This is a genomic window from Ruminiclostridium hungatei (assembly GCF_002051585.1).
Taxonomy (GTDB): Bacteria; Bacillota; Clostridia; order Acetivibrionales; family DSM-1351; genus Ruminiclostridium; species Ruminiclostridium hungatei.
The window spans coordinates 199,918-212,385 of sequence record NZ_MZGX01000006.1 but is presented as its reverse complement, the minus strand read 5'-3'; the positions used below and the strand labels follow the sequence as shown (position 1 = coordinate 212,385).

Here is a 12,468-nt window from a genome sequence, read left to right as displayed (position 1 = left end):
TAAATCTCTGATCATGAAAAATTCCTCACTTTGTATCATTGCTGCGTCTCCTCCCAAAGAGAAGACTACGTTTTTTGTGGGGATTTTTCAACCGTTTATTAAGGGTATTTTAGCACCGATTCTTACACTGGGGGACAAAGGGGAGTGAACGTATAATCCAGAACATAGCAAACCTTCTGAGAACCCGCAGGTATGAGGTGGCATATGACCGGACGCTTGGCCTTTCGGGAGATTTTATAGACAAACCGTTAGACCAGGCTATAGCCATAGCGGCAGCAGAACTGTCCGATCTAATAACTCAACGTGAACCCCGGGCTTCACTGATCGAGGTGCAGTCTGCCAGCACTGATGAGGACGGTAACATTCAGTTCAAGGTGGTGGTGGAAATATGAGCGATATAAATTTTGTGACCGTTGACAGCGGGGAAATCCTTAATAACTTGATAAAAGCCTTTGAGGAGCATATGGGCGAAACACTTTATCCTGGGGATGAGCGCCGGCAGTTTCTATATAATTTTGTCCCGGTGCTGGTCTCGGCATATAATTCTATAAATAATACCGGCCGAGGAAACCTCCTTCGTTATGCTTCAGGAGAAGTGCTGGACAGCCTGGGGGAATTTTGGGACTGTACCCGGCTGCCTGCACAGAGGGCAAGAGTAACATTAAAGTTTTCACTGTCCGCAGCTCAGACATCCAGCACACACATACCTGCCGGAACGCGGGCGACTCCTGACGGGACTATATATTTTGCAACTCTGCAGGAACTTGTCATACCTGCAGGGCAGAATCAGGGGACAGTCACGGCAAAAGCCCAGGCAGGTGCACAGCTTAATTTTACCAGAATAGCGGTGGGGGACGGACAGCTTGCAGGACAATCAATATCGGATTTGAGCATAAGTGATATAACAATATATGCTGTAGATAAAGAGACTAATATAGTAACATCTTCAGGCACCACTGTTAATATCGAACAAGCCGTACAGTTGATTAATAAAGTTGTTGAAGTTCAACTTGAAAACACCTCATTGCAGAAAAGAGTTGATGACATAACGATAGCAATAACTGCTTTAATGGGAGGTGCTATATAACATGCCTATATGGAAAAAGAACATATTTGTAAATGCCATAAAAGCTAGGATGTTGCAGGAACGAAGGACGACGGAGGAAATTATTCGAGATTATCCAGCACTAACAGCAGAAGAGAAAGAAGAAATACTCAGCGCAATAGGGTAATATCACGACTCAAAGAGGGCTGTAAAAGACTCTCTTGTATTTTGCATAAACTTCTAATTATACCCTTATAAGAAATTAATTATCAGACTTATGTTAATCTAGATATTGAGGTATAATTTAGCAAAACATTAATTTGGAGGTAGAAACGATGAGAAGATTTGGTAAGTTAGCGGGGTTTTTTGTTGTTTTTATAGCAGTTATTGCAGCGTTTTGTAATGTTAGTTTTGCAGCGTCTGTTGGTCAGGTTTCAGCCAATCCAGATCAAGGATGGAGAAGGTATGATGATACAGATAGCAGAATAAAATATTCCGGCAGTTGGTTAACTGAAAATGTCTCAAGTAATTATAATTCAACTTCACATTATACTTCTACGTCAGATTCCAATTATACTTTTAAGTTTGTTGGTACAAAATTCAGAATTATAGGAGTAATTAACCAAGACCATCCGACAAACAACTCTATATCTATTGATGGAAATATTTACACAATGTCAGAATATGCAACATCATTACAAAGAAAAATCATTTTATACGAAGAAACTAATTTATCCTTTGGAACCCATAGTGTAACTGTTACAAGCAAATCAACTGGGAAGTTTACACAAATTGATGCCATAGATATTGATGAAACTGGCTATTTAGTTGATATTAACACACCAGATGCCCCGACAAATCTAAATGCAATATCTGGCAATAAAAAAGTTGACTTATCCTGGGGTTCCGTAGAAGGAGCTGCAAGTTATAATGTTAAACGGGCTTTAACTGCAGGTGGCCCGTACACAACAATTGCAACAACATCAGCCATTACATATATAGATTCAAATGTGAATAATGATGTTAAGTACTATTATGTTATATCCGCTGTAGTAAATGGAACAGAAAGTCCTAATTCAAATGAAGCTTCAGCTACACCGACCGCTCCTGAGGTTATTGGCAACCCTGGAATCCTTGAAATAACCATGACAAATGGACAAATCAAGGAATATGATCTCTCAGGTGCAGAGCTTTTAGCCTTCTTGAACTGGTATGATGGTAAATCGGATGGCACAGGAAAAGCATACTATACAATAACAAAGAAGAATAATATCAAGCCTTTCTTAAGCAGAAAAGAATATATAGCATTTGATAAGATTTCAAGCTTTGAGGTAAAAGAGTATACAGAATAAAAAACATTAATTTAATAGGTTGATTAAACGGGATTACTCAGAAACGGGTAGTCCTTTTTAGTATGCATAAAAAAAGAAAGGGTGAAAATTAATGAAACAAGAAGGTAAGTTTATCTTAATGAATGGGGAAGAATTAAGAGCCCATATCGAAGAGATAAAAGGCACTAAGAAGTTCACAAACATCCAGCAGCACCACACGGCAAGCCCGGCCTACAAGGATTTCAAGGGCAATCACATTGCGTTGATGAAAAGCATGGGAAATTACCATGTAGGCAATCTTAAAATGAGTGAAATAGCCCAGCACTTTTCAACTTTTCCCGATGGTACTATATGCGTAGGGCGGCCGCTTACAAAAGATGGTGGAGGCTTCCTGAGCCCCGGGAACAAAGACTCGATCACAATAGAAAATGTCGGTAACTTTGATACTGACACAATGACCGAAGAACAAAAGCTAAGTATTATATTGCTTAATGCGCTGCTTTGCAAAAAGTTCAGTATCATCCCTTCTACAACCACGCTGCCATACCATTGCTGGGTACAGAACAAGTCCTGCCCCGGCACAAGATATTTTGGAGGCAACTCCAGGCAGGCCGCTGAAAAGGGATTTATTCCACTTGTAAAGGCAGCAGTGGAAAATTTGATGACCTATGAAGAGGCACTGAAAATAGTCGCAGGAAAAGCTGGAACGTCATATGAATTCTGGTTGAGGAAGAGAGGGATTGATCCCAGTTTTGAAGCCCTGATTATTAAGATTGCAAAAAGTTATGGAGGTAGACAGGATGGATAATATCAACGCATTCAAAATAACAATCGTAGCTGTATTCGCAGGGGTGTCAGCCTGGCTGGGCTGGTTCGGATGGTTGATAGTCGCATTTATTTTTTGCATGACTGTGGACTGGATAACAGGTTCCATGGCTGCCTGGAAACGTGGAGCATGGGAAAGCAAAACGGCACGTGAAGGCATCTGGCATAAGACCGGCAGTATCGTAGCAGTATTGGTGGCATTGATACTTGACTGGGTAATAGGCAACGTGATGAACAACATTCCTAATATTCAAATACCATTTTCATATACGGTACTGATAACCCCGGTGGTTCTGGTATGGTACATACTCACGGAGCTGGGGAGCATAATCGAGAACGCAGGAAAGATGGGAGCACCAGTTCCAGGCTTTCTGCGAAAGGCAATATCAGTGTTCAAAGGAACTGTTGATGCTGCAGGCGAAAAAGCAATCAGCGGCAAATAGAATCTGCCCTCAGGCATATTGCCTGGGGGTATATTTTTTTAGCCGTTAAACGAACATATGTTCGAAATATATTTTATTTTGGAGGATATTTATGAATAGTTTCATCGGATGGATAGGCGGAAAGAATTATTTGAAAAAGGAAATAACAAAGAGATTCCCTCAGGGCTTCAAGAGATATATAGAGGTTTTCGGAGGAGCTGCATGGGTACTTTTCTACAAGGATTCACATGCTGACATGGAAGTCTATAATGATTACAACAGCGAGCTTGTGAACCTGTTCAGATGCGTAAAGCATCACTGTGGTGAACTTCAAAAGGAGCTGCAGTATGTTCTGAATTCCAGGGAGATTTTTAATGATTTCAAATCTCAATACAACATGCAGGGCCTGACCGATATCCAGCGGGCGGCAAGATTCTTTATGGTACTGAAAACCAGCTACGGCAGCAATCAGAAAAATTTCGGCTGTATAAAGAAGAATATCGCCCACATGGCGGAGTACCTGGAGCATATAAACAAAAGGCTTTCCGGCGTGGTAATAGAAAATAAGGATTTTGAAAACCTGATCGAAGTCTATGACCGGCCAGATGCTTTCTTCTATCTTGACCCACCGTATTACGGAACCGAAAAATATTATCAGGCGCAATTCTCCGAGGAGGATCATGTGCGGCTTGCCAGTGCTCTGAAGAACATTAAAGGTAAATTCCTGCTTTCATACAATGACTGTGAGTTTGTGCGGGATTTGTACCAGGACTTTCAGATAGAAGGAATTCAGAGAAACCATAATCTGGTTAATCGGTATGAGGGGAAGGAGAATAAGTATTGTGTAGGGATTATTAAGTGCAATTATACCTTTTGTAGGGACCAGGTGCATAAATTTCAAGGCCATGTTTACAAGCATACTCTTATTATTTGCGTTTCTTTGTTATTATCTGGAATGTAAGACTAATTCGAACGCATTAGCAAAAGATTACGAACAAATAAAGTTGATCATTGAGAATTGAATAATGAGGTACTTGTTATACCAAACAAATGTTGACACCAATTAATACCAATTGTAGTATAGATGTAATGGATTTCTGAATTATTACAGAGTTGTTTAAAATGCGAACCACCTATTATTTATATAATTGGTGGTTCGTAATGGGGTGAGTTACAAGTTATTGTTTATATTGATATATACAAAAGGAGGCAAAAATAATGAAGGCAAAAGAAACAAAGGACTTAAATATGGAGGGAACAAAGAAAGTCGATGGAAAAAAGACCCGAAAGAAGAACGAGCTTTTGTTTAAGATTAAAGAGAGCAAAAAAACAGCGGAAGTAGTGGGCATAAGAGATTCTTTTAAGACTCAGGCAGTTATCGAAATTCCGGATATGGTAGACGATTATCCTGTGACTAGCATTGGTAGAAGTGCATTTGCAACGCCCTATCTATGCAGAATAATCATTCCAAACGGTGTGACCATAATAAATGAAGATGCATTTCTTCTGTGTGTTAACCTAAAGCGTGTATCGATTCCCGACACTGTGAAGTGTATCAAAGATGGCGCTTTCTGTCCGGGGACGATCCTATCCGGTACAACGGAGTATATAAAGGCATATGCGGATATGAACAATTACGTCTTTGAACCGAAATAAAAGAATTCAGACTGAAATAAACAGTATAATCAGAAGTTGTTTTACTTTATAATGTTAAATAACAACAATCATTCTATTACCGCACATTCAGTAAACTTGAAATGCGGTTTTTTACTACCCATTTTAGTGCGTAGTTTGAACATTATGATACGAAAGGTGATCTTTAAAAACAGAATAGTGCGGTAGCGATTTAGAGTGATAATGATTAATTTAATTTTCTGGACCTTTAGGAAAAGTGTGTTTTTGAATTCATGCAACAATCCTGATTAATGACTGTTATATTCCCTATTTATTGCTACTATGTATAATTTATCAGAGAAACATAGTTGCTAATATATGTAAAAGATGTTAGTATTTTATGGATTACAGTTCCAATTATGATTACTATAAATGGAGGCTTTATGGGAAATGATTTAATGATAAACATTATAGGATGTATAATAATTGTAGTCTTATTAGGTCTAGCAGTTAACTCCTTACATTTAATAATTTCTGAGAAGATTATACAGAAAAGTGATAAAATTAAGCACATTATTATCGCAATACTATGTATCACTATGGCTACTGTACTTGTTGTATTTGGAACAAATAGAAATGTGCAGACTAATAATGCAAACAATAAACCAAATGATGAGGTTAGTAGTGAAAGTACAAGAGGTGTTGTTGACTCGATAAATACTTCTTTAGAACAACCAGTAATTGATTCTACCAAAAATAGTAGATCTCAAAAAGTTTCAGAAAAATCTGATTCACAAAAAAAACTTAGCATAAATAAACAAGATAATTTAGAAAAGAATACAATTAAACAGGCGCCAATAGATAACTATTCTGTAACAACAGGTGAAGCAGATATCGTCAACAGTAGTACGGTGACTTTGTATGGCAAAACTGGGGGATTTTATAGTAATATTGAAGAATGTGGCTTTATACTAGGTAAAGATAAGAATAAAATGGAAAGCCTTTACACATGTGGTGGTGTTAATTCAACAAATACATTTTTTATATCACCTACAAATTTACAAGAGTCACAAACTTATTATTACAAAGCTTATATAAAAGTAAACTCAAAATATTATTATGGTTCAGTACTGTCTTTTAGCACATCTGAAAATATTAGTATTAATAATTCTTCAACTAGTATAGAGGTCTATAGTATAACAACAGGTGAGGCAGATATCGTAAATAGTAGCACGGTTACTTTGCATGGTAAAATTGGCCAAATTAATGATAATATTGAAGAATGTGGATTCATACTCGGTAAAGATAAAAATAAGATGGAGTTTTTTTACACGTATGATGGAATTATTTCAACAGACACATTCGCTATATCACCAACAAATTTACAAGAATCACAAATTTATTTTTATAAGGCTTATTTAAAAATTAACTCCAATTACTACTATGGAGAAATACTATCCTTTTGTACAAATAAGTAAGTCATTATTAATCTAGTTGCTATCTATAATTGAAAATGTTCTTAATCGCTATATAGTTCTCCAAGATATATATACATACTTTAAAAACATATAATTGATAAATATTGTTTCAAAATAGAGGCTATATCATATGGCGGTAATAACTTATATTTGTTGTTATCTTTGACTGGTACGGTTCGCCTCCACCACATGATATAGGGTATGAGATCTGAACAAAAAAATTAGAAATGTTCAGATTTCATACCCTTTTCATTGCGTGAAAAGCTTGTTTGGCAAGGATTTCACGGTTTTGTAGAAATCCTTGTTATTAGAATTCATAATAACAAACATCGGAAAACTGTTATGAGAAAAGCGGAAAATACAACTTCCGAACCCCTGTTTCCAAAGATACCTAAATATTTCTTCCATACGGTTTGGCATCTTATAATTAATTGCCGCATGAGGTCTTTTCGTATTATAGAATGTAATATATTTTTCTATTCCCTTCTTAAATTCTGCCTCTGAACAGTAGCTGGTCTGATAGATTTCTTTTTGTTTGATGGATGAAAAGAAAGCTTCGGATACTGGGTTATCATGTGGCTTTCCAGAATTCGAAAATGATTGTACTACATTATAGTCACATAATAATTTTTGAAATGCGTAAGAAGCGTAGGGTGTGCCTCGATCACTATTAAAAATAATTGAGCTTGAGGGATTTCTTTGCACATATGCCTGTTTGAAAGTTGATGCCACCAGTTGCGTACTACTCCGTTTTTTTCCGTAATAAGAGGGGATGGCAGATTCATTTAGGATATTTGCTATTTGGCCAACAGCTAGTTTGTTCTCCTCGAATAATTTATAATCCCTTTTTTTTACAAAATAGGAGGATTTTTTTTGTTTTTGTAGAAAGAAATTATAAAATACAAACGATATATAAAATTTGAAGAAATTTTGTAGTATTTATGAAAGTAAATTAATAAAAATTTAGAGAATTTGAATTAATTTTCAGGGCGGATAAAAATCATGACTAGTGAAGAGGCATGGAAGAAAATAATTGATAAATTATCTATAGATCCTGATGATTATAAGAGTGTACCCCAAATTAATAGGATTCCGGTGTGGTTTAGTGCAAGTACTGATAAAGAATTTATCTTTATTAATAGTGCAAAGATGGAAAGCCCAAGTAGTAAAATAACTACACCGAGAAAGATTGTTTTTTCAGATTTTGATCAGGTATATGCGGTTTATGCAAGCTGGGCAGATGGTGAGAAGGGTGCTAGAAGTGAGGTTCGAAAGATATCAAGTAATACAGCATATATATTTGCACTTATTAAAGCATTACTTCAATCTTAAAATATTAATTTTAAAAGATTTAAGAGGATATTATGAATAATAATGAAAGTAAAATTTATGCAATACCAGATAAGATTAAAGAATTATATAAAATTGTAGACTTTCTTGAAGAAAGCTTTCCGGGAAGGCCATTTACTCCCGATGGACACTTGGTTGGAAGTATAGGTGAGGTTCTTGCAGAATTCTATTATGGATTAAAATTGCTTCCACCATCATTTGAAACACATGATGCTACGACAGTAGATGGAAGGCTTGTCCAAATTAAAGCTACTCAAGGTAGGAGTATTGGGTTAAGGGGTAACCCGGAATATTTACTTGTTATTAAAATTTTGTCTACTGGAGCAATTGAAGAAATATATAGTGGTCCTGGTTCCATAGTATGGGAAGCAGCAGGTAAGTTACAGAACAATGGACAAAGAAATATATCAACAAATAAATTGAAGGAATTATTCAAAAAAGTACCAATAGAAAAGCAATTGCAAAGAATAAAATAGTTAAGAAAAAATTATAAAAATGAACTGAACATAATTTGGGAGTTCTTGACGGTGGAGTTTTTTTAGGCTATATGCTTTTGATGATTGCAACTTCTAGATAAAGTATGGAAACAAGCTGGTAAAAATATAAATGATTATAAAGGATGATATTGTGAAAGAGGAATTAATTAATTTCTATAAACTTGAAAGATTGGCAAATTCTAACCCGGTTAAATTTCTGAATTTAATTAAAAGTTTAAGTGAAGAAGCGGATGTTAGCTGTTGTATAAAAATCTTGAAGATGTCTGGAATATGCGTAGATATTTATGGGACTGATAGAAATCGAGAATTATACGAACAAAGTTTAACAATACTATCTGATCACTTCGGAAAGAAATGTGAAGAAATTTTAATTTTTAAGTATGAGGTATCATTACTTGCCAAGTTAATAAAGGATTTTTTAAATTTACGATCTAAATGTGGTGTTGATAATGTAACAAAAATAAATCAAATTCCCGCTATACTACTAGTAGCAGAAATTTGGGTCAGAAGTTGTAGTGACTATATGAAAGGTTCTGAATTAGACAGTATTATAAAAAAATATCCATTTGCAATTATTGGTGGAGATTATAATGGGAAGCCTATAGATTTTACTATTTCAATTTCACAAATGGTACAGAGTATTGATAACATAATGGAGTATGTGGGTGTAATATTAAAATATTTGATTCATAATAATGCACCTTTGAGTGGGACACAAATAAATATACCATATGATGATTTAATTGTATCAAGACAGCATATTCCTTTAATTGATAAATGGGATCGTTTATACCATACATATGATGAGTGGAAGTTTACTAACTCAAAAATTTATAGTAAAAAAACTGGAGAAATTACTTTCATTCCTAGTGGAAATAACGATTTTCTTGCACATCATATATCAAACATAAGATTTAGAAGTATGAAATTTAAGTGGATGTTTGATTTTGAAGCTATAGGCGAGGAAAACATAAAAGTGGTACAAAATACTTTAGTTTTGCCACCAGAGGAATTTTGTTCATCAAAAGAAGCTCTCTCCACTATTTTGGCACATGAATTTTTTGGGTCGGATACTTTTAAAGAAGAGTGCTTTAAGGTTTCTATCGCAGAATGGATTAGAGCATACATAGTTTTAAGAATGGAAGCAGAAAACTATTTGAATTCATGCCAAAATATTAATACCACAGGGCTATCAATTAATAACTGGTGTATAGCGAAAAAGAGAAGCGAATGGATTAAGATAATTGAAAAGGGAGGTGTATGTGCAGAGAATGCCGAAATAATTATTAATTACTTAACGTTTGATAAAAAAGCTAAAGACTTATTAGACTGCCCTCTGATTCCGATGGATGGATATCTGGTAGCTTTACCATCATTTCTAGCAAATATTGAGGCTGCTAGTGCTATGTTGTCAAATTTTGTTAACAGGGGTGTTGATGTATCTTTTAAAGGATATGGTTTTGAAAGAAGAGTACTAAATAAAATTAAATCTTCAGGTTTTTCTGTTGTACGTATTGTAACCGAAGAGAAAAATGAGACATATGAGTGTGATGCAGTTTTTGTTATGGGAGAAGAATTATTCTTACTTGAATTAAAATCTTTCCTGCAACCCCATACTATAAGAGAACACTATGAATTAAAGCTGAAAATTCAATCGGCTGTTAGTCAACTGAATCGTATAAGCGATTTTTATTCAAACAGAATAGACATTATTAAAGATAAGCTGAATCTTCCATCATTTTGGATACCTAAAAAGATTCATAAGGTTATTGTATGTATGGCTAACTTAGGTGAAGCACTTAAAATAGATGATTGCGTGGTTGTTGATGAGTCAGTTCTTAGAAGGTTTTTTGATAGAGAGGCTCCAGCTATAGTTATAGGTAATAAAAAGATTGTATTTTTCGATGAAGCTTATGAAGGTGATATTAAACCTGAAAAGTTATTAACAATACTAAGTGAGCCTCCTCAGATAAAAATTGCAAAAAGTCAGCTTGAATATACCTCAAGGATTTTGGATTTAGATAATATTCAATTGAAATTCTTTGATTTTGTTAAAAAAACAGGTGATTTTACATATTTAAGTAAAGATGATGTAAGTGCAGTAGCTAATATTCTTAAGATTCCACCACAGGAGTTAATTGATAAGACAAATAAAAGTATGAATAAAGATGAGAGATAATTAGGAGGCCCGTCAGTCCCAGGTTGCCGCATATGGGTTGGCTGGCGTCGACAAGTCAGCCTTTCGCATAGGAAGGTCAAATGCCGGCACTGATTTGGCCATAGCCCTGAGCCATTTTACTGGATGTTATACAAAGCTTTATAATAGCTCCGTCAATCGCGGGGTTTTAATTATGTATGTAGGAATTCTTTGATTAATGCAGAACATAAATAGTTATGGAAATTAATAAATAAGAGTCAGTCAATGAAACTTTATTTGTTTTTTTCTGTCTAATATTTACAGAGGTGATTGGATTATGCAAAATAAAAAATGTAGATGTATTGAAAGACTCAGCTTGTTATTATTGTTAATGTTAATTTTATTTACTTTTGTAGCTTGCAATGACAAAAATGATTTAAAGATTGAAAATAATATGGCGTCCGATTCTAGTATAGAGACTCAAGGCCATGCGGCATCAGATTCCAGTATAGAAACATTGAATCAGAATACAGGCACTGATTCATTTGATATTAATGTGCAAATTAATTATAGAGTAACTATTGATAAAAACATAAAGGAAATCAATCCTAATATTATAAGAGCAACCAGACAGGCTATTTTTGACTACGATTGCAGTAACGCTAAGTTTTCTCATTATAATGGAGTTATAATAAACAATGATATTTGCGTATTTGAAGTAAATGAGACAGGTAAAAATACATGGCAGGTTAAGTTTTGGGAGAAACCCCAAAATTCCGATTTATATAACAAAGACGGATTCTGTTTTGCTACTGTAGAAAAACAAGATTCAGGAAGTTATAAAGGGTATGTTATAAATCCGGGAGGACCGGTGATTAGAGGAGATGAGACATATTAAGCATATTAATATTAATAGTAAATTTTACTGTGGATGAACCTGAGCCTGTGAAAAAAATTCTGTAAAATAAGCTTTCTATGATAAAATAAAAAATCATAGTAGGCTTTTTTCAATGGGAAAAAGAGCAAAACCATCCGCAGCAAATATGGAGAAACGGACGTTGTGGTTCCCCAGGACCGTGAAAGCACCTTCGAACCCAGAATAGTCCGAAAACGCCAGAAAGACATTTCAGCCATTGAAGACAAAATTATAGCCATGTATGCAAGAGGACTGACAACAAGGCAAATTTCCGACCAAATTGAAGATATATACGGATTCGAAGTCAGTGAGGGTATGGTATCAGACATCGCCGACAAGCTGCTTCCGGAAATTGATGCGTGGCGAAAACGACCGCTTGCCAGCATTTATCCCATTGTCTTTATCGATGCCGTACATTTTTCCGTTCGAGACAATAATGTGATTCGAAAGCTTGCAGCCTATATTATTCTGGGGATCAACGATTCCGGGCATAAAGAAGTTCTATCAATCCAGGTTGGTGAGAATGAAAGCAGTAAATACTGGCTGAGTGTTTTGAACGAGCTGAAAAATCGGGGAGTCAAAGATATCATGGTCCTTTGTGCCATGGGCTAACGGGAATCAAGGACTCCATAGCTGTGGCCTGTCCCCGGACAGAATACCAACGTTGTATCGTGCACCAGGTCAGGAATACATTGAAGTATGTTGCGGATAAGGATAAAAAGGCTTTTACCATAGATTTGAAAACAATCTATCACGCACCCTCTGAAGAGAGTGGGTATCAGCAGATGAAGGAAGTGATGGAAAAATGGCAGGAGCACTGCCCCAATGCCATGAAGAGCTTACAGACTGTCCT

Annotated in this window: 13 protein-coding genes and 1 pseudogene; 13 read left to right on the top strand and 1 reads right to left on the bottom strand. The window is 35.6% G+C overall.

What is annotated here, in order from left to right:
- Positions 1-388 precede the first annotated feature (388 nt).
- The 8 genes from CLHUN_RS06395 to CLHUN_RS06365 all read left to right on the top strand — a co-directional run bounded on the left by CLHUN_RS06395 (position 389) and on the right by CLHUN_RS06365 (position 6,715).
- Positions 389-1,087 (top strand): baseplate J/gp47 family protein, encoded by a 699-nt coding sequence (locus tag CLHUN_RS06395; RefSeq protein WP_080063745.1) that lies wholly within the window; start codon positions 389-391, stop codon positions 1,085-1,087.
- 1 nt (position 1,088) lies between these two features.
- On the top strand, positions 1,089-1,232 hold the full coding sequence (locus CLHUN_RS22070; RefSeq protein ID WP_165755683.1) for a hypothetical protein: 144 nt from the start codon (positions 1,089-1,091) through the stop codon (positions 1,230-1,232).
- Positions 1,233-1,380: 148 nt separating this feature from the next.
- Positions 1,381-2,397 (top strand): hypothetical protein, encoded by a 1,017-nt coding sequence (locus CLHUN_RS06390; protein WP_080063744.1) that lies wholly within the window; start codon positions 1,381-1,383, stop codon positions 2,395-2,397.
- A 91-nt stretch (positions 2,398-2,488) separates the two neighbouring features.
- Positions 2,489-3,184, top strand: coding sequence for a peptidoglycan recognition protein family protein (locus tag CLHUN_RS06385; protein WP_080063743.1), 696 nt, complete (start codon positions 2,489-2,491; stop codon positions 3,182-3,184).
- The gene (locus CLHUN_RS06380; RefSeq protein WP_080063742.1) at positions 3,177-3,644 is read left to right on the top strand and encodes a phage holin family protein; all 468 of its coding nucleotides are present in this window, start codon (positions 3,177-3,179) and stop codon (positions 3,642-3,644) included. The genes CLHUN_RS06385 and CLHUN_RS06380 overlap by 8 nt, the downstream gene beginning before the upstream one ends.
- A 91-nt stretch (positions 3,645-3,735) precedes the next feature.
- Entirely contained in the window at positions 3,736-4,584 is an 849-nt protein-coding gene (locus CLHUN_RS06375; protein ID WP_080063741.1) for a DNA adenine methylase, read from the top strand.
- 257 nt (positions 4,585-4,841) lie between these two features.
- Positions 4,842-5,279 carry a leucine-rich repeat protein gene (locus tag CLHUN_RS06370; protein WP_080063740.1) on the top strand — a complete coding sequence of 146 codons (438 nt, stop codon included), beginning with the start codon at positions 4,842-4,844 and terminating at the stop codon, positions 5,277-5,279.
- A 401-nt stretch (positions 5,280-5,680) separates the two neighbouring features.
- On the top strand, positions 5,681-6,715 hold the full coding sequence (locus CLHUN_RS06365; RefSeq protein WP_080063739.1) for a hypothetical protein: 1,035 nt from the start codon (positions 5,681-5,683) through the stop codon (positions 6,713-6,715).
- A gap of 249 nt (positions 6,716-6,964) precedes the next feature.
- Here the strand turns inward: CLHUN_RS06365 and CLHUN_RS22850 are convergent, their stop codons facing one another.
- Positions 6,965-7,489 carry an integrase core domain-containing protein gene (locus CLHUN_RS22850; protein WP_422785043.1) on the bottom strand — a complete coding sequence of 175 codons (525 nt, stop codon included), beginning with the start codon at positions 7,487-7,489 and terminating at the stop codon, positions 6,965-6,967.
- 228 nt (positions 7,490-7,717) lie between these two features.
- Between CLHUN_RS22850 and CLHUN_RS06355 the strand changes: the two genes are divergently transcribed.
- The 5 genes and pseudogenes from CLHUN_RS06355 to CLHUN_RS06335 all read left to right on the top strand — a co-directional run.
- Entirely contained in the window at positions 7,718-8,047 is a 330-nt protein-coding gene (locus tag CLHUN_RS06355) for a hypothetical protein (RefSeq protein ID WP_080063737.1), read from the top strand.
- Positions 8,048-8,079: 32 nt separating this feature from the next.
- On the top strand, positions 8,080-8,541 hold the full coding sequence (locus tag CLHUN_RS06350; protein ID WP_080063736.1) for a DUF6998 domain-containing protein: 462 nt from the start codon (positions 8,080-8,082) through the stop codon (positions 8,539-8,541).
- A 151-nt stretch (positions 8,542-8,692) separates the two neighbouring features.
- Positions 8,693-10,741, top strand: coding sequence for a hypothetical protein (locus tag CLHUN_RS06345; protein ID WP_133051094.1), 2,049 nt, complete (start codon positions 8,693-8,695; stop codon positions 10,739-10,741).
- A gap of 295 nt (positions 10,742-11,036) precedes the next feature.
- Complete coding sequence (locus CLHUN_RS06340) at positions 11,037-11,597, top strand: hypothetical protein (RefSeq protein WP_080063734.1); 561 nt, start codon at positions 11,037-11,039, stop codon at positions 11,595-11,597.
- A gap of 111 nt (positions 11,598-11,708) precedes the next feature.
- Positions 11,709-12,454: pseudogene (locus tag CLHUN_RS06335) on the top strand (IS256 family transposase); the annotation flags it as partial.
- Positions 12,455-12,468 lie beyond the last annotated feature (14 nt).